At 62.5% G+C, this 17,876-nt stretch carries 12 protein-coding genes and 1 tRNA gene; 11 read left to right on the top strand and 2 right to left on the bottom strand.

Going from position 1 to position 17,876, the window contains the following annotated elements:
• The first annotated feature begins 141 nt into the window (after positions 1-141).
• From ACZBJS_RS06560 to dapD, 3 genes are all read left to right on the top strand, one after another.
• Positions 142-1,854, top strand: a complete 1,713-nt coding sequence (locus tag ACZBJS_RS06560; RefSeq protein WP_316393855.1) for an NADH-ubiquinone oxidoreductase-F iron-sulfur binding region domain-containing protein — start codon at positions 142-144, stop codon at positions 1,852-1,854.
• 36 nt (positions 1,855-1,890) lie between these two features.
• Entirely contained in the window at positions 1,891-4,677 is a 2,787-nt protein-coding gene (fdhF, locus tag ACZBJS_RS06555; RefSeq protein WP_375162588.1) for a formate dehydrogenase subunit alpha, read from the top strand.
• A gap of 232 nt (positions 4,678-4,909) precedes the next feature.
• Positions 4,910-5,881 (top strand): 2,3,4,5-tetrahydropyridine-2,6-dicarboxylate N-succinyltransferase, encoded by a 972-nt coding sequence (dapD, locus tag ACZBJS_RS06550; protein ID WP_316393856.1) that lies wholly within the window; start codon positions 4,910-4,912, stop codon positions 5,879-5,881.
• Positions 5,882-6,571: 690 nt separating this feature from the next.
• Here dapD and ACZBJS_RS06545 read toward each other — a convergent pair.
• On the bottom strand, positions 6,572-7,489 hold the full coding sequence (locus ACZBJS_RS06545) for an MBL fold metallo-hydrolase (protein ID WP_463438594.1): 918 nt from the start codon (positions 7,487-7,489) through the stop codon (positions 6,572-6,574).
• 343 nt (positions 7,490-7,832) lie between these two features.
• Here ACZBJS_RS06545 and ACZBJS_RS06540 point away from each other — a divergent pair, with 343 nt between their 5' ends.
• From ACZBJS_RS06540 to ACZBJS_RS06515, 6 genes are all read left to right on the top strand, one after another.
• On the top strand, positions 7,833-8,186 hold the full coding sequence (locus ACZBJS_RS06540) for a DUF2200 domain-containing protein (protein WP_057020632.1): 354 nt from the start codon (positions 7,833-7,835) through the stop codon (positions 8,184-8,186).
• Between the two features lie 1,071 nt (positions 8,187-9,257).
• Positions 9,258-10,262 (top strand): TRAP transporter substrate-binding protein, encoded by a 1,005-nt coding sequence (locus ACZBJS_RS06535; RefSeq protein WP_028342401.1) that lies wholly within the window; start codon positions 9,258-9,260, stop codon positions 10,260-10,262.
• A 320-nt stretch (positions 10,263-10,582) separates the two neighbouring features.
• Positions 10,583-11,155 carry a TRAP transporter small permease gene (locus ACZBJS_RS06530; RefSeq protein ID WP_057020631.1) on the top strand — a complete coding sequence of 191 codons (573 nt, stop codon included), beginning with the start codon at positions 10,583-10,585 and terminating at the stop codon, positions 11,153-11,155.
• A complete protein-coding gene (locus ACZBJS_RS06525) occupies positions 11,155-12,438 on the top strand; it encodes a TRAP transporter large permease (protein WP_092090549.1) in 1,284 nt (427 codons plus the stop codon). Before ACZBJS_RS06530 ends, ACZBJS_RS06525 begins: the two co-directional genes overlap by 1 nt.
• A gap of 162 nt (positions 12,439-12,600) precedes the next feature.
• Complete coding sequence (locus tag ACZBJS_RS06520; RefSeq protein WP_028332421.1) at positions 12,601-13,191, top strand: Spy/CpxP family protein refolding chaperone; 591 nt, start codon at positions 12,601-12,603, stop codon at positions 13,189-13,191.
• A 164-nt stretch (positions 13,192-13,355) separates the two neighbouring features.
• A tRNA-Lys gene (locus ACZBJS_RS06515) sits at positions 13,356-13,431 on the top strand.
• A 416-nt stretch (positions 13,432-13,847) separates the two neighbouring features.
• Here the strand turns inward: ACZBJS_RS06515 and ACZBJS_RS06510 are convergent.
• Positions 13,848-15,374, bottom strand: a complete 1,527-nt coding sequence (locus ACZBJS_RS06510; protein ID WP_463438593.1) for a site-specific integrase — start codon at positions 15,372-15,374, stop codon at positions 13,848-13,850.
• A 710-nt stretch (positions 15,375-16,084) separates the two neighbouring features.
• On the opposite strand from ACZBJS_RS06510, the gene ACZBJS_RS06505 reads away from it, so the two are divergent.
• Complete coding sequence (locus ACZBJS_RS06505) at positions 16,085-16,273, top strand: hypothetical protein (RefSeq protein WP_463438592.1); 189 nt, start codon at positions 16,085-16,087, stop codon at positions 16,271-16,273.
• A gap of 531 nt (positions 16,274-16,804) precedes the next feature.
• On the top strand, positions 16,805-17,698 hold the full coding sequence (locus ACZBJS_RS06500) for an ArdC family protein (RefSeq protein ID WP_463438591.1): 894 nt from the start codon (positions 16,805-16,807) through the stop codon (positions 17,696-17,698).
• Positions 17,699-17,876 lie beyond the last annotated feature (178 nt).

The raw sequence follows: 17,876 nt of genomic DNA, 5'->3' as shown, positions 1-17,876 counted from the left end.
AGGCAAACATAAACAATGGCCTACGCGGCAACCCGACGCTGCTAGAGACGTTCTAAAACTGCTTGCCTCTGGCATACCAGAGAATAGAGTTCGTCGAAGCAGTGCAATTCGCGCAAAGCGTGGTTCCCAAGGCGAGGCTTCATGAGTCGAGACGACGTTCACAAGGTTCGTGCGTTCGAGCATCCCGGACAGGGCAGGAAGCGAGCGAAGGCCACGCCCAAGGGACGCCAGGTCGACCCCGTGGCCGCCCATGAGATCGAGACGCTGCTCGGCGATCGTCCGAGGCGGCGCGACCTCCTGATCGAGTATCTGCATCTGATCCAGGACAAATACCATCAGATCTCGGCGGCGCATCTTGCCGCGCTCGCCGACGAGATGAAGCTGTCGTTCGCCGAAGTGTTCGAGACCGCCACCTTCTACGCGCATTTCGACATCGTGAAGGAAGGCGAGGCTGACATCGCGCCGCTCACCGTACGTGTCTGCGATTCGCTGACCTGCGCGATGCTCGGCGGCGAACAGCTGTTGAAGGATCTGCAGAACCGCGCCGGCCCCGGCATCCGCGTCGTGCGCGCACCGTGCGTCGGCCGCTGCGACACCGCGCCCGCTGCCGAGGTCGGCCACAACTTCGTCGATCATGCGACCGTCACCAATGTGCTGGCGGCGGCGAAGAGCGGCGACACCCATGTGCACCTTCCGCCATATGTCGACTACGACGCCTATGTGGCGGGCGGCGGATACCGGCTGCTGGCGCGCCTGCGCTCGGGCGAGCTGCCGCGCGAAGACCTGCTGAAGGCGCTCGACGATGCGTCGCTGCGCGGCCTCGGCGGCGCCGGTTTTCCGACCGGCCGCAAGTGGCGCGCGGTGCTCGGCGAACCCGGTCCGCGCTCGATGGCGGTGAACGGCGACGAGGGCGAGCCCGGCACGTTCAAGGACCGCTATTATCTCGAGACCGATCCGCATCGTTTCCTCGAGGGCATGCTGATCGGCGCCCACGTGGTGGAGGCGCCGGAAGTCTACATCTATATCCGCGACGAGTACCCGGCCTGCCGCGACATCCTCGCGCGCGAGATCGCGAAGCTCCCACCGGGTGGTCCGACGCTGCATCTGCGGCGCGGCGCCGGCGCCTATATCTGCGGCGAGGAATCCTCGCTGCTGGAATCGATCGAGGGCAAGCGCGGCCTGCCGCGGCACAAGCCACCATATCCGTTCCAGGTCGGGCTGTTCGGCCTGCCGACGCTGATCAACAACATCGAGACGTTGTGGTGGGTGCGCGACATCGTCGAGAAGGGCGCCGATTGGTGGAAGAGCCACGGCCGCAACGAACGCCACGGCCTGCGCAGCTTCTCGGTGTCGGGACGCGTCAAGGATCCTGGCGTCAAGCTCGCTCCCGCCGGCATCACCCTGCGCGAGTTGATCGACGAGTTCTGCGGCGGCATGGCCGATGGCCATACCTTGCAGGCCTATCTGCCGGGCGGTGCATCCGGCGGCATCCTGCCGGCGTCGATGGACGACATCCCGCTCGATTTCGGCACGCTGGAGAAATATGGCTGCTTCATCGGCTCCGCCGCCGTGGTCGTGCTTTCGCAGGCCGATGACGTCAGGGACGCCGCGCTGAACCTGATGAAGTTCTTCGAGGACGAGAGCTGCGGGCAGTGCACGCCGTGCCGCGCCGGAACCGAGAAGGCGGCACTGTTGATGCAGCAGCCGGTCTGGAACAAGGAACTGCTCGACCAATTGAGCCAGGCGATGCGCGATGCGTCGATCTGTGGCCTCGGTCAGGCGGCCTCCAATCCGCTGACCTCAGTGATCAAATATTTTCCGGACGGCTTTCGTCCGCAGCAAGCCGCCGAGTAGGCGAGGCCGAGCAGACGAATTTCGACGAGGATTTGAATGAGCAACAATCAGAACTCAGGCCTGACGATTCAGTTCGAGCTCGACGGCCAGCAGGTCGAGGCGCGCGCCGGCGAGACGATCTGGCAGGTCGCCAAACGCCAGGGCACCGAGATCCCGCATCTGTGCTATTCGCCCGCGCCGGACTACAGGCCGGACGGCAACTGCCGCGCCTGCATGGTCGAAATCGAAGGCGAGCGCGTGCTGGCGGCGTCCTGCAAGCGGACGCCGACGGTCGGCATGAAGGTGAAGTCGGCCAGCCAGCGCGCCGTCGCGGCGCAGAAGATGGTGATGGAGCTGCTGGTGGCGGACCAGCCGGCGCGCGACACCTCGCACGATCCGGACTCGAAATTCTGGCACTGGGCCGAGAAGACCGGCGTGACCGAAAGCCGCTTTCCCGCCACTGAACGCTGGCATGCCGACACCAGTCATCCGGCGATGAGCGTCAATCTCGACGCCTGCATCCAGTGCGGCCTCTGCGTGCGGGCGTGCCGCGAGGTGCAGGTCAACGACGTGATCGGCATGGCCTACCGCAACCACGATGCCAAGATCGTGTTCGACTTCGACGATCCGATGGGCGAATCGACCTGCGTCGCCTGCGGCGAGTGCGTGCAGGCCTGTCCGACCGGCGCGCTGATGCCGGCGGTCATGCTCGACGACAAGCAGACCCGCGTCACCTATCCGGACAAGAAAGTGGATTCGCTGTGCCCGTATTGCGGCGTCGGATGCCAGGTCACCTATCAGGTCAAGGACGAGAAGGTGATCTACGCGGAAGGCCGTGATGGTCCCGCCAATCGTAACCGGCTCTGCGTCAAGGGCCGCTTCGGCTTCGACTACATCCATCACCCCAATCGCCTGACCAAGCCGCTGGTGCGGCTGCCCGGCGTCAAGAAGGATGCCAACGACCAGGTCGATCCGGCCAATCCTTACACCCATTTCCGCGAGGCATCCTGGGATGAGGCGCTCGATCTGGCCGCCGCGGGCCTGCGCAAGATCCGCGACGAGAAGGGCGCCAAGGCGCTGGCCGGCTTCGGCTCGGCCAAGGGCTCGAACGAGGAAGCCTATCTGTTCCAGAAGCTGGTGCGCACCGGCTTCGGCTCCAACAATGTCGATCACTGCACGCGGCTGTGTCACGCCTCGTCGGTGGCGGCGCTGTTCGAGGGATTGAGCTCAGGCGCGGTGTCGGCGCCGTTCGCGGCCGCGGCCGACGCCGAGGTGATCTGGGTGATCGGCGCCAATCCGACCGTGAACCATCCGGTCGCCGCCACCTACATCAAGAACGCCGCCAAGCGCGGCGCCAAGCTCTATGTGATGGACCCGCGCCGGCAGACGCTGTCGCGCCACGCCACGCAGCACCTGCAATTCAAACCGGGCAGCGACGTCGCGATGCTGAACGCGATGATCCACACGATCATCACGGAAGGCCTGACCGACGAGCAGTACATCGCCGGCTATACCGAGGGCTATGACGAGCTGAAGGCGAAGATCCATGAGTTCACGCCGGAGCGCATGTCCCAGATTTGCGGCATTCCGGCGGAGACGCTGCGCGAGGTCGCGCGCGCCTATGCCCGCGCCAAATCGTCGATCATCTTCTGGGGCATGGGCATCAGCCAGCACGTCCACGGCACCGACAATGCGCGCTGCCTGATCGCGCTCGCGCTGATCACCGGCCAGGTCGGCCGCCCCGGCACCGGGCTGCATCCGCTGCGCGGGCAGAACAACGTGCAGGGCGCCTCCGACGCCGGCCTGATCCCGATGTTCCTTCCGGACTACCAGCCGGTCGGCCGCGACGACATGCGCGGCGCCTTCGAGAAACTCTGGGGGCAGGAGCTCGATCCGGTGCGCGGCCTGACCGTGGTCGAGATCATGAATGCGATCCACGCCGGCGAAATCCACGGCATGTATGTCGAGGGCGAGAATCCCGCGATGTCCGATCCCGACCTGCAGCACGCGCGCGAGGCGCTGGCCAAGCTCGATCATCTCGTCGTGCAGGATCTGTTCGTCACAGAGACCGCGTTCCACGCCGACGTCATCCTGCCGGCCTCGGCGTTCGCCGAAAAGTCCGGCTCCTTCACCAATACCGACCGCCGCGTGCAGCTGGCGCGCGAGGTGATCAAGCCGCCGGGCGATGCAAGGCAGGATCTCTGGATCATCCAGGAGATCGGTAAGCGGATGGGACTGCCCTGGAACTATGCGGGGCCGGGCGAGGTCTTCACCGAGATGGCCGAGTTGATGCCGTCACTGAAGAACATCAGCTGGGACCGCCTGGTGCGCGAGGGCGCGGTGACCTATCCGGTCGACGATCCCGACAAGCCCGGCAACGAGATCATCTTCACCACCGGCTTCCCGACCGAAAGCGGCCGCGGCAGGATCGTGCCGGCCAAGGTGATCCCGCCGGACGAACTGCCCGACGACGAGTACCCGATGGTGCTGTCGACCGGCCGCGTGCTCGAACATTGGCACACCGGCTCGATGACGCGCCGTGCCCAGGTGCTGGACCAGATCGAGCCCGAAGCGGTCGCGTTCATGACCCCGAAGGACATGCACAAGAAGGGACTCGCGCCCGGCGACTTCATCCGTCTCGAGACGCGCCGCGGCGCGGTCGAGGTCAAGGTGCGTGCCGACCGCGACGTGCCCGAGAACATGGTCTTCATGCCGTTCTGCTACGCGGAAGCGGCGGCCAACCTGTTGACCAACCCGGCGCTCGACCCGTTCGGCAAGATTCCGGAGTTCAAGTTCTGCGCGGTCCGCGCCGAGAAGATCGATATCCGGACCGCGGCGGAATAGCGGTCCGGGGACGAAGCGCGGAAAGCCGCCCGCCGGCTACTCGCTCGCCCGACACAGCACCGCAAGCACCGTCGATCGACGTCCGCTCAGAGCGTAAGAGCCGGACGTCGCTGCGGCGTGGACCCATGTTGCCCTTTGCCCCAAAGCGGACCTGTTTGAGAGCCCGGAAGTTGCCATTTCCACGAGAACTCGCGTATGCATGACGTGCAGGATCGCAGTGTGAGAAATTCAGATGACGATGGAGCTGAGGGGCGCGAGAGGCGAGGGATTTGCGACGATTGCCGCTGATGGGCGCGTGCTGGATTCCTGGTTTCTTCAGCTGCGCCTGGTCGCGGAGGCCGACAAGACGGCAACGGTCCCTCTCACGAAGGACGAGGTCAGCAGATCGTTGGGCGAGTCGGCGGACGGATATGCGCGACACGACGACATTCGCAATGTCGACATCGTTCCAATCCGTACAGAAATTGGCTCCCTTGCATCTGCGCCGACGGACGTGCACGACGCGTATCTTCGACTCCATCTGCTGAGCCACCGGCTCGTCCAGCCGAATTGTCTGAACCTCGAGGGTGTTTTCGGTCTCTTACCTAACGTTGCCTGGACGACCCTCGGTCCCTGTGAGTGCTCCCGTGTACCGGACGCGCGAATGGAGGCACGAAAGCGTGCCCTCGCATTCGAGGTGACAGGCGTGGATAAGTTTCCGCGCATGACCGATTATGTGACGCCAGCGGACGTGAGAATTGCTGATGCGGATCGCGTAAGGCTCGGCGCCCACTTGGCCCCGGGCACAACCGTCATGCATGAAGGCTTTTGCAATTTTAACGCGGGTACGCTCGGTCCCTGCATGGTCGAAGGCCGGATCAGCGCCGGCGTGGTTGTGGGAAGCGGCAGCGACGTTGGTGGCGGAGCGTCGATCATGGGCACTCTGTCCGGAGGAGGGAAAGAGAGGATTACAGTCGGTGAGCGCTGCCTGATCGGAGCCAACGCCGGTATCGGCATTTCATTGGGTGACGATTGTATCGTCGAAGCGGGCTGTTATGTCACGGCAGGCGCGCGCATCCTTTTGGAAGATGGCCGAGTCCTGAAAGCCAAAGAACTCTCGGGCCAGAAGGGCCTGCTTTTTCGTCGGAATTCCCAGAGCGGCGCTCTTGAGGCAACCAAGCGTACGCCAAATTGGGACGGCCTCAACGCGCAACTTCACAGCTAGTGTCCCGAATCCGAAGTTCGCATCATTTGCCGCACCTTCGGAGCGAACTTCGGATTCGATAAGGACACTAGCAAACTTGTGATTCTAGTGTGCTTTATGAATGCGAAGTTCGTGAAAGTGGCTGCCGCGAAATCGCACGAACTTCGCATTCAGCACACTAGTCCCCGTCCGTCAGGGGACGATCACCACTCGGATTGCGATCTGTTTGGCGCGATCGCTGTTCACCACCAGTATGGCCACCGCCACGCCTCATAGAGGCGCCACGACGACACCAGGGGCGGGGCGTATGGATCGACCCGGTCGTCTTCAGGGCGATATTGATATCGTGGAACAATATAATAGTCCCACGGAGTTGGCCTTATCACGGGCGTCGGGATAATGACCCTCCTTGGTTCATGAACGACTTGTGCCTTCCGCGCCCGGGCTTCAGCACCAGACGTCCCGAGGTTGCACAGCACGAGGGCCGCTCCGAGAGCGCACGCGACGGTCATTATCTTCATGCATCGGCCTCCTTTGCCTGAGAGTGCAAAAGGACTCAAAGCAAGGCAAGCTAATTCGCTCTCGGCCGGCTTGAATGACTGCTTGTGGACCGTAGCCGACCTTTGCTCAGAAGGGCCGCGCGGAAGCCGGAGCCCGCCCCCATGATCGATATGAGTACGCGCCCCGGTTCGGCTCTAACTCGACAAGGTCTCAGTAGTCCCAGAACACCGGCACCCAACGGAAGGCGTCACCCTCGACCGCGACATGTCCGACGGACGGGAACGGCATATGCGTGGCAACCAGCAACTCGCGGTTCGCCGCCAGTTCCCGCAACAGACTGATCCGGGCGCGGGCCGCCTCTTCGGGATCGTGTTCGAAGCCATTGTGCCATTCGGGGTGCTCGAACCCGACCGCGAACACGAGGTCACCGGCGAATGTCAGCCGGTCGCCGCCGGACGCCAGACGAACGACGCTGTGGCCGGGAGTGTGGCCGCCGCTGCGACGGACGACCACTCCGGGCGCCACCTCGTGCTCCTCGTCGAACAGCCGCAGCTGGCTCTGGTATTCCTTCCTGAACCGCTTGGCCGTCGCACGAAGCGCGTCGGGGAAACCCGGCGGCATCGAGACGCGGGAGAAATCGGGCGCCTCCCAGAACTTGACCTCGGCAGCCGCCACATGGATCCGCAGGTCCGGACGCAGCCGCTCCTTCACGCCCTCGACGAGCAGCCCGCCAACGTGGTCCATGTGCATGTGGGTCAGCACCACGTCGGTCACGGACCCAAGATCGATGCCGGCCGCCTCCAGTCGCTTGACCGTCTGCCCGGCCTTCGGCAGGTGCAGGTCCGGGTCCGACCCCAGCCCGGCGTCGACGAGGATGGTTTTCCGGCCGCTTCGCACCACGACCACGTTCAGCGCCCAGTCGAACGCGTCCGGCGGCAGGAACATGTCGTCCAGCCAGGCCGCGCGGACGGCCGGCTCGGCATTGTGCGCCAGCATCTTGGTCGGCAGCGGCAGCACCCCGTCGCTGACGACCAGCACGTCGATCTCGCCGATCTTCAGCGCGTAGCGCGATGGCACCAACTCGTTTGGCCCCGGCTGACCGGCGTGCGAGACATTGTCGAGGTTCATGCTTGCTGAGTATTGCGGATCATCTGGTTCATCGTTGAAAACTCCTGCGTTCGATCCTGATGTTCGATCCCGGCGGGCCGCATTGTTTCCGCCCGTGGATTGGACATGGTGGTGATCTAACGGATCGGGTGGGGCGCCGCCCCAGAGCGGTTGCCGTCGCTGTAGAGCGATTGCTGCCAACGCATGCGGGCCGCCGCACGCGAGCGCTGGGGACGAAACGGGAGGCAGCAGGCCATCGCCATGCCCCTAGCCACGTGCGAGACTTCGGATTGGCGAAGCCGGTTCAACCCAGGACTAATACCTCCTCGTCGAGACCCCGGAATACGAACGTTCGGAGCAATTCATGGCCAAGCATCGGATCTATACAACGAGCTTCGCAAGCGTTTACCCGCTCTATGTCGCGAAAGCGGAGAAGAAGGGACGCACCAAAGCGGAGGTTGATCAGGTGATCTCCTGGTTGACCGGCTACGGTTCGAAGGAGCTGGAAGCTCAGTTGGAAAAACAAACCGACTTCGAAACGTTCTTCGCAAAGGCGCCTGAAATGAATCCATCGCGGGCCTTGATCAAGGGCATGGTGTGCGGTGTCAGGGTTGAGGAAATCAAAGAGCCGACCATGCGGGAAATTCGTTACCTGGATAAACTGATCGATGAGCTGGCGCGTGGAAAGGCCATGGATAAAATTTTGCGGAGGGAATGACGCCTGATCGACTGGATTCCGTTCGCTCGGCGAGGCGACACCGGACGCTGGTGCGTCGCCCGCAATGACGAAAGGACCGGGGAGGGCCGCTACCACTGAGTTGCCCGACGGCGCAAGCCTTCGCAGCAAAAATATTTCGCTTTATCCGAAGCGTGGCTCGGTGTATGGTCTGCCCGTCTCACCCGACACGAGGGGCGCTTCGCGGTCGTCACGAACGTGGGTCGAGATGCGGTGGACGCCGATTGCGCAGTTGACGAACGTGCATGAGGCGGACGGTGAAGTCGTGTGGTCCTGACGCCCTAGCGGCAGGTGTCTTTTCCGATTGCGCAGTGCGCGTTGCGAAGACGGTGACAACCAAGCCCAGTCTCGCCGGGGAGAGCACGAAGTAAGCCGTAGCCCATCGCGCAGGGAAAGCCGGGTTGTTTCCGGTTACACCTGTGGTCCTACCCCCGAGCTTTCTACCCATTGCTCGGGGCCCATGGGTGCGATCGGCACCCGGCTTTCCCTGCGCCCTCTGATTGAGGTGAGGGCGGAACAAGATGCAAAGCTCGGACGCAATGCGCCGCGAGACTGCGGAAGCATGAGCCACACGTGGTCCAACACATTCAGTGTCGTCTTGGCGAAAGCCAGGACCCATTACCCCAAATGAGACTTGTTGCGCGATGCTGGGGCCACGACCTCGTTCACAATCAAATGCGGTGGTGATGGGTCCCGGCTTTCGCCAGGACGACAACGAAGAGTCACATCTGCAAGATTTGCCGCGGCGTATGGATCTCTGTTTTCGCAGGGCGACAGCCGGCAAGAAACACGCGCAGCATTCGCGCCCGGCGAACCCGCCATTGCCAAACCTCGCATTGACCTCATTGCCTTGGCCGGGCACAGCGTGCGGGCGGTGTCATTGAACGGTCGCAAGAGCCGAAGGGGATACCGCCGCATCGAATTTTGCAGTGCAGCAATGGTGCAATTGGCCCCTGCTAAAGGGGCAATGGCAATCGTCTTTGCTTGTCTGTAATGGTGCGACCGGATGTCTCGGGGCCGGTATTCGCGCTCCGCAATTACGCGGGAGGAAACATGCGTAAACTCATATTGGCTGCGGCGTCGATCGCGGCTTTGACCTTTGTCGGGCCTGCGGCGGCGCAGTCGCCGATCGTTCTCAAATTCAGCCACGTGGTGGCCTCGGATACGCCGAAGGGCAAGGCGGCCGACAAGTTCAAGGAACTCGCCGAGAAGTACACCGGCGGCAAGGTGAAGGTCGAGGTCTACCCGAACTCGACGCTTTACAAGGACAAGGAAGAGCTCGAGGCGCTGCAGCTCGGCGCGGTGCAGATGCTGGCGCCGTCAAACTCGAAGTTCGGCCCGATCGGCATCAAGGAATTCGAAGTCTTCGATCTGCCCTACATCCTGCCCGACCTGAAGTCGCTGCGGAAGGTCACCGACGGGCCGCTCGGCGCCCAGCTGCTCAAGAAGCTGGATTCCAAGGGCATGACCGGTCTCGCCTATTGGGACAACGGCTTCAAGCAGATGAGCGCGAACAAGAAGCTGGTCGCGCCCGCCGACTACAAGGGGCTCAAGTTCCGCATCCAGTCGTCGAAGGTGCTGGAAGCCCAGTTCCGCGCGCTCGGCGCGATCCCGCAGGTGATGGCATTCTCCGACGTCTACCAGGCGCTGCAGACCGGCGTGGTCGACGGCCAGGAGAACACCTGGTCGAACATCTACACCCAGAAAATGCATGAGGTGCAGAAGTACGCCACCGTCACTAATCACGGCTACATCGGCTACGTCGTGGTCGTGAACAAGAAGTTCTGGGACGGCCTGCCGGCCGATATCCGCGAGCAGCTCTCCAAGGCAATGAAGGAAGCCACCGAGTTCGGCAACAGCCAGTCGGCCAAGGAAAACGACGACGCGCTCGCCGAGATCAAGAAGGCCGGCAAGACCGAGATCGTCGCGTTGACGCCGGAGCAGGACGAGGCGATGCGCAAGGCAATGATGCCGGTCTACAAGGACGTTGCCTCGCGCGTCGGCCAGCCGCTGATCGACGAATTCCTCAAGGAAACCGGCCGCAGCCCGATGAACTAGCTGCGATGCTTCGCCGCTGAGGCGATGCCAGACGAGCTCCCTCTCCCGGTTCTTGCAGGGAGAGGGTTGGGGTGAGGGGCCTTCTCCGCGAACGCGGCTCCAGATGTGCTCGCGGAAGCTCCCCCTCACCGGAAATTCAAGCTGCGCTTGAATTTCGACCTCTCCCCGCACGCGGGGCGAGGTAGATCGGAGGCAGCTCCGATCGACGGCAACAGTCACGCGGGACTTGAACCGCAAACATAGTGAACGCCGCGGCCGCGTGAGGTCGCGGCCAGGGTGCCGTGGCCGGTTGCCGCATCAGGCCATGACAGGGGAGATCAATGCTGCTTAAAATTCTGGACCGGCTCGAGGAAATCATCATCGCGAGCCTGATGGGGGCCGCGACGCTGCTGACCTTCGTCACGGTCGTGCACCGTTTTCTGGTCGACGTTCCCGTGCTCTATCCGTACCTGTTCGGCATCAATCTCGCCTGGTCGCAGGAACTCTGCATCTACATGTTCATCTGGATGGCGAAGTTCGGCGCCGCCTATGGCGTGCGCGCCGGCGTCCATGTCGGCGTCGACGTCCTGATCAACCGCCTCAACGATTTCTGGCGCAAGCGCACCATCACCTTCGGCCTGCTCGGCGGCGCGCTATTCACAGGGATCGTCGGCACCATGGGTGCCAAATTCGTGTTCGAATTGATGCATACCGACCAGGTCTCGCCGGATCTCGAGATCCCGAGCTGGATCGTCTACGCCTGCATCCCGCTCGGCTCCTATCTGATGTGCTTCCGCTTCCTGCAGGTGTGCTGGAATTACTGGTGGACCGACGACCTGCCGCACCATGACGCCTCCCATGTCGATGGCGTCGAGACCAGCAAGACCGCGCCCGTCGCGCTTGGAGAAGCGTGATGAGCGCCGCACTTATTTTCGGACTGCTGTTTGCCCTGATGCTGACGGGCATGCCGATCTCGATTTCGCTCGGCCTTACCGTGCTCACCTTCCTGTTCACCATGACCGAGGTGCCGATCGAGAGCGTCGGCCTGAAGCTGTTTTCGGGCCTCGACAATTTCGGCATCATGGCGATCCCGTTCTTCATCCTGGCGGGCACCTTCCTGACCCGCGGCGGCGTCGCGCGGCGCATGATCGCGTTCACCACCTCGCTGGTCGGACATCTGCCCGGCGGCCTTGGGCTGGCCGGCGTCGCGGCCTGCGCGATGTTCGCGGCGATCTCGGGCTCGAGCGTCGCCACCGTGGTTGCTATCGGCTCGATCATGATGCCGGCGATGGTCGATCACGGCTATCCGAAGCGGTTCGGCGTCGGCGTGATCTCGACCTCGGGCGCGCTCGGCATCCTGGTGCCGCCCTCGATCATCCTGGTGCTCTACGGCGTCTCCACCAACACCTCGATCGGCGCGCTGTTCATGGCCGGCATCGTGCCGGGCGTCGTGCTCGCGCTGATGCTGGCGGCGGTGACTTTCTTCGTCGCACAGCGCAACGGCTATCCGAAGATGCCACGCGCGACCATCGGCCAGCAGTTCACGGCGTTCCGCGAAAGCATCTGGGGCCTGCTGCTGATCGTGATCGTGCTCGGCGGCATCTATGGCGGCATCTTCACGCCGACCGAAGCCGCAGCGGTCGCCGCGACCTACGCCTTCTTCATCACCGTATTCGTCTACAAGGAGCTGAAGCTCTCCGAGGTGCCGAAGGTGCTGCTGCAGGCGGCGAGCATGAGCTCGATGCTGCTCTACATCATCACCAACGCGGTGCTGTTCTCGTTCCTGATGACGCACGAGCAGATCCCGCAGGAGATGGCGGCCTGGATCATCGACAAGAACTTCTCGGTCTGGATGTTCCTGCTCGTCGTCAACATCATCCTGCTGCTCGCCGGCAACGTGATGGATCCGTCGTCGATCCTCCTGATCATGGCGCCGATCCTGTTTCCGCTGGCGACCAAGCTCGGCGTGCACCCGGTGCATCTCGGCATCCTGATGATCGTCAACACCGAGGTCGGGCTGTGCCACCCGCCGGTCGGGCTCAACCTCTACATTGCGAGCAGTATCGCCAAGATGGGCATCAGCGAGATCACCATCTCGGTGTTGCCATGGCTGTGCGCGATGCTGGTGTTCCTCGGCCTGATCACCTACGTGCCGGAGATCTCGCTGTGGCTGCCGCGCTTGCTCGGCATGATCTAGCGCAAACAACAGACATCCAAAGCGCGACCTCGCGCCTTGGATGTTTCTGCGGTGCAATGAAAGCGGATTACATCTTGGTAACAGAGCTCTCTCTGTCCAATCCGTAAGTTGAAGGCGCGGGCGGGCGGCATCATCTTCGAGCAACCTTCAAAGGAGGTTCGTATGAAGAAAGTTCTGCTCGCCGGCATCGCGGCGCTCACGATTGCCGGTTCGACCGCGGTCTATGCCCAGCATCGTCCCTGGTTCCACGGCCATATGCGGATGAGCCCCGAGGATCGGGCCGCCTTCCTCGACGCGCGGATCGCCGCCGTCCACGCCGGGCTGAAGCTCAACGCCGATCAGGAGAAGCTGTGGCCGCCGGTTGAGGCCGCGGTGCGCGACTTCGCGAAGATGCGGCTCGATCGTGCCAATGCGCGGATGGCCGCCGAGAAGACCGATGCGGACAAGTCGCAGAAGCCGGATGATCCGGTCGCTCGCCTGCGCGAGCGCGCCGGCAACATGGCGGCGACCGCGACGTCGCTGACGAAGATCGCCGATGCCGCCGACCCGCTCTACAAGACGCTCGACGACAACCAGAAGCGGCGGCTGAGCATGCTGACCCATATGGAAGGGCGCGGCTTCGGCGCCGAAGGCTGGCGCCGCCACCGCCTAGAGCGCGGCATGGACCGCTGGGAGCGCGGCGGCCGCGGCTTCGATCACGACCGTTTCGACCGCGACGATGGCCCTGATCAGGAGCGCTCCGGCCGGCTCTGAGCGCTGTCCGCCGGCACCCTCGCCAAGTCTATGAAAGGCCGCCGGATTCCGGCGGCCTTTCGGTTGTCAGAAAGTCGGGAAAACTTGCTTGAGCTTGCTGGACATCGGGGAATCGCTTTGCTAAACGACCGCTCTCTTGCGAGGGTCATTTCCGGACAAGTTCCGGGCGCATAGCTCAGTTGGTAGAGCAGCTGACTCTTAATCAGCGGGTCCCAGGTTCGAGCCCTGGTGCGCCCACCATCGCGAAAGCATTCTTCTCCAATTGGTTACGAGAAGGGTTGCCGAGAACAAAACGGGTCTCGTGCGACGTTTTTTGTGATCGCACGTCGCACGCCGTGCGACGAATCGACTTTTTCGATGTTCTCGACGGATTCCGCTCTGCAATAGACTGTCCATGCCGAAGGAGGCAGGTAATTGAGCGCCGCTCGTGGCGGAGTGTCTTTGACCAGGAGATCCTGAAGTTGATGGGCCAGACTGCGGAATTGCCCCCGCAGCGCCCAACTGGGTTCGGGCCGCGTTGCGAGGCGTTGGTGGCGCTCTGCACGGCGATCAATGCGATGGCGGTCGTCATTTCCGGAGGCCGGAATATTACTATCCCAAGCACCACAGGTGTATGGTCCAAGGCGCCGCCGAAACAAGATTAGGCCGGTCGGCTATCAGCCCTTCATCCCCTCCTTGCGCACCTGCAATTCGAGCCGGTCGATGCCGGCGTCGGCGCGATCGACATTGCGGGCGCGGTAATGCTTCACGATGGTCTGCACGCTTCGGTACGAATGCCCGGTGATGTCGCAGATCGTCAACGGGCCGCAGCCGGCGCGATCGAGCAGCATGACACAGGTATCGCGCAGGTCCTGGTCGTGTTTCTGGTCGAGTTCGCCGGCGCCGTTGACGAACATCAGCGAGGGGCACGGCTTCAGGCGCCATGCTCCGTCATCTCCATTGCTGTCGCACGCCGTCTGCGCGTCCAGCCATTCCGCCAGCACACGCGCGCGCTGATCGATCGCGCGAGCGCGCTGCGCCTTATTCTCTTCATTGAGCGGAAAAGACGCGAACAACCCGTCGACGGTTCTGATCAGTTCGGTGGTCAATCGCTCAGCGCGGACGATCGCCTGGCGCACGGTGTCGCGTGCGAGAAAGCCGAACACGGCAACGGCGCGCGCGGTCGAAACCCAATGGCGATAGGTGCTCTCGTCATAGGGCTCGCCGTTGTCCTCGTTGACGACGAGTTCGAGCGGCACGGCCTCAAGCTGAAGCCGCAGCTTAAGCGCCTTTATCCGCGCGCGCGAAGCGATTAGTCGTGCGCTAAGTTGTGGCGCCTCTTTGATGTCGACGAGTTCACCAGTCTTGCTTTGCCGGAACGCATGCCGTCCCGTGACATCGCTCTCGTCGCGCATAATCAGACGGTCGGTCTGTCGCTGCCCAGTGAATAGCGCGAGATAGAAGCTGTCGCCGATCGAGGCCCGCCCGATCGCATCGGCTGCGGCGACCCACGCGGAAAATTCCCGCATCGCGACCAGCACGATGCGGCCGTCCGGATGATCGAACTCCATGCCCTCTCGCGGGTTGGGCCCGAGGCGCCACAGGATGCTTTCCTGGCCCCAAGTGAATGCCGCCGACAGCGTCGCGATCATCGCCAGCGCCATATGATGGCCGCGCACCGATTTCGCATAGTTGTAGAAGGCTCGGAGTTCCGGCTTGCCGATCGACGATGGCGTCGCGGTCGCGATCGCCTCGAACTCGCGCGCGGGCTCGGCCACGCCGAGCAATCTGGCGGCTCGGATCTCGGCACGCATCTTCGCAGCAGCCTCGCGGGTCTGTGGCCGATAGAGGATGGCGGCGATGCACTTGCGATAGGACGATTGCGAGGTGGCCGACAATGTCTTGAATTCAGCCGATTTGCTCCAGTCGTCCAGAAGATCGTCAATAGTGGCGCGCTTCCGTACAGTAATCTTTTTCGGCAGTTTGCCAGCGCGCCGCGCCGCCTCGATTTCCGATCGTCGTCTGTCGGAAAAGTCGGAGGCCTCCTGAAGGTTGAACCAAGCACCGACCGGGCGGCCCTTTTCATCGTGAGGCGGATGGCGGAGGTCGGCATCGACAAAGCCGAGTACCCTGGCATAAGCGCCATGTGATGAACGTGGACGGCCATCACGCCACTTCACATAGGGAAATTTCGGATCGGCCATGGAAAGCCTCGATGCCGGACTAAGACAGGGCACTTATTGGAATCCAGCACGATCTCGAATGTCAAGCATCATGGTGCCCGTAGGCCGTTCTCAGCCGCTCGCGATGTTCTTCATCGGTTGCTGCCGGCGGAGGCGCGAATGTGTCATTAGCGATCGTCTTCGGACGCGTGGGGTGATGTCGAGTCAGCCACGCGTCGAAGCCAGTACGTTCCCACTTAAGCGGCCCCCGTTCGCTGATCGGCGCTGGCAAGCCGTCCCGCTCGCGTCGGATTTGGCGCGTGCGATAGAAAGTATCCAGGGAGACGCCTATCGCCATCGCAACCTCGGTCGAAGAATAAGGCGACACCATCCCCTGTGGACTATTCGGCAGGGGCAAATGCATACCACCGCAACGCCGCGTCACTTCTCCCTCCTTCGGTCGAAGTCGACGGACATCGAAGCAGACAAGAACGAAGGTGAAAAGCGAGCGCACCAGACGTAGGGAATTCGGCTATTTTGGAGTGCAAATAGGATGCAGACGGGCGCTGTCACGTCGCGCATTCACGCACCGCGTCTATAAGAACCGCCACGTGGGCGCTACCTGTCGGCGAGAATGGCGCCTGACGCGAAAAGTTAGACGTTCGACGATGATCCATCTTGAATGCCGATGACCAGACATTGTTTCGCTAAGAAGCTGTGTTACAAGGCGCTCCTAAATCAAAGGAGCTGTCATGGCGAAGAAAGCAACAAAGAAACGTGCTAAGCGCCGCGATTGGACCAAGACCGATGTCAAGGAATTGAAGGCGCACTCGAAGGCACGCACTCCGGTCGTTAAAATAGCCAAGATCACCAAGCGCACTGTCGGCGCGCTGCGCCAGAAGGCGCTACATCTCGGAATCGGGCTCGGACATCAGCGGTAACGAATAGAAGAGGGGGCGCGTCGTTGACGCGCTCCGCCAGCTTACGGCCTTACGCTGCAGTAAGCAGCGGCACGAAGCTTCGAGAGGGTGGGCCAATGCGGCTCGCGGTTGTGGCTGTCGTGCATTCTTGAGCTTTGCTCCTATCTGCGGGGGGCTCTTGCGCTTGCGAGCAGACTCTTGTCGATTACTTCCATAGTTTTCCGAGAAAGCTAGCCTCGCACGGCGCGACCGCCATGCTTTTGAAGCGGGTGGTCTGGTACGAAATCACCTAGCGCGTTCTCATTTTCGGACGTTGCCCGCGAGGCCTGACCACGCGCGTAGGGAGGTTCTGGGGCCTGCGGCCCCCAGGCCGTCAAGGCCAAGCCCCATGAAGAATGGGGGCGGAAAACGGGGGCCGTGTAGTCACCTCGCTTCGCTCGGCTCCGGCCCGCACCAGCCCCGCTCGTTTTCCGGCCTGTGACGGCCAACCCCCGCTCATTGGCGCTGGCCTAGTTCCGGTTGCATGCGCAACCGGCAAACTAGGAGAAGCTCATGAAAGCCGACGTTTACCAGAAGATCACGGATCAGATCGTTCAGAAGCTGGAGCAAGGCGTAAGGCCTTGGCATCAACCATGGAAAGCGGAACATGGCACGGGGCGCATCTCGCGACCTCTGCGCGGCAACGGCATTCCTTACAATGGCATCAACATTCTCATGCTGTGGTCGGCGGCCGTCGCGAACGGTTACACCGCACCCATCTGGATGACTTACAAGCAGGCCAGCACGCTTGACGGCAAAGTCCGCAAAGGGGAGACCGGGACGCTTGTCGTTTATGCCGACAGGATCATTCGCAAAGAGACTAATTCCGAAACAGGCGACGAGGCCGAACGCGCGATCCCCTTCATGAAGGGCTACACGGTCTTCAATGTCGAGCAGATCGACGGGCTTCCGTCGCACTACTACGGCCAGCCAGAGCAGCCGACCGCCCCCATTCAGCGCACCACCCATGCCGACGCGTTCTTTGCGGCAACCGGAGCCAATATTGTCCATGGCGGCAGTCGCGCCTGCTATGTTCCCTCGACCGACAACATTCATATGCCCTGCATCGACTTCTTCCGCGATGCGATCAGCTACTACGCAACGCTTGCGCATGAATGCACGCACTGGACACGCCATGAAAGCCGGTTGAATCGTGACTTCGGCCGCAAACGTTTTGGGGATGAGGGCTATGCGGTGGAAGAACTGGTCGCCGAACTGGGTGCGGCCTTCCTGTCTGCCGATCTCGGCCTCACGCCGGAGGTGAGGGAGGACCACGCCGCCTATATAGCGTCCTGGATCAAGGTCCTGAAGAACGACAAGCGCGCCATCTTCACCGCCTCATCGCATGCGCAGCGCGCGGCGGATTATCTTCACGCGTTGCAGACAGAAAATGCCGCCGCGGCCTGAGCCGCGGCGGCAAACACTGTCGATGCAGACATGACTCGATTACGTAAGCGGAGCCGCGCGAGCGGCCTCCGGCAAGTTCCAAAAATTTGGCCGCGCGCCTGACCGGCGCGCGGCCTGCGGCAGCCAAGATGACTGCCGTGTCGTGCTCGTCCATCAGCAGCGAGCGAGAAGGCCGAAC

The sequence above is a fragment of the Bradyrhizobium sp. KZN70725 genome, from assembly GCF_055264925.1.
This window is presented reverse-complemented; position numbering and strand designations above follow the sequence as displayed.

Bases quoted from the DNA above. Each gene is read 5' to 3' on its own strand.
- ACZBJS_RS06560 (WP_316393855.1), top strand. From the start codon at position 142: ATGAGTCGAGACGACGTTCACAAGGTTCGTGCGTTCGAGCATCCCGGA.
- fdhF (WP_375162588.1), top strand. From the start codon at position 1,891: ATGAGCAACAATCAGAACTCAGGCCTGACGATTCAGTTCGAGCTCGAC.
- dapD (WP_316393856.1), top strand. From the start codon at position 4,910: ATGACGATGGAGCTGAGGGGCGCGAGAGGCGAGGGATTTGCGACGATT.
- ACZBJS_RS06545 (WP_463438594.1), bottom strand. From the start codon at position 7,489: ATGAACCTCGACAATGTCTCGCACGCCGGTCAGCCGGGGCCAAACGAG.
- ACZBJS_RS06540 (WP_057020632.1), top strand. From the start codon at position 7,833: ATGGCCAAGCATCGGATCTATACAACGAGCTTCGCAAGCGTTTACCCG.
- ACZBJS_RS06535 (WP_028342401.1), top strand. From the start codon at position 9,258: ATGCGTAAACTCATATTGGCTGCGGCGTCGATCGCGGCTTTGACCTTT.
- ACZBJS_RS06530 (WP_057020631.1), top strand. From the start codon at position 10,583: ATGCTGCTTAAAATTCTGGACCGGCTCGAGGAAATCATCATCGCGAGC.
- ACZBJS_RS06525 (WP_092090549.1), top strand. From the start codon at position 11,155: ATGAGCGCCGCACTTATTTTCGGACTGCTGTTTGCCCTGATGCTGACG.
- ACZBJS_RS06520 (WP_028332421.1), top strand. From the start codon at position 12,601: ATGAAGAAAGTTCTGCTCGCCGGCATCGCGGCGCTCACGATTGCCGGT.
- ACZBJS_RS06510 (WP_463438593.1), bottom strand. From the start codon at position 15,374: ATGGCCGATCCGAAATTTCCCTATGTGAAGTGGCGTGATGGCCGTCCA.
- ACZBJS_RS06505 (WP_463438592.1), top strand. From the start codon at position 16,085: ATGGCGAAGAAAGCAACAAAGAAACGTGCTAAGCGCCGCGATTGGACC.
- ACZBJS_RS06500 (WP_463438591.1), top strand. From the start codon at position 16,805: ATGAAAGCCGACGTTTACCAGAAGATCACGGATCAGATCGTTCAGAAG.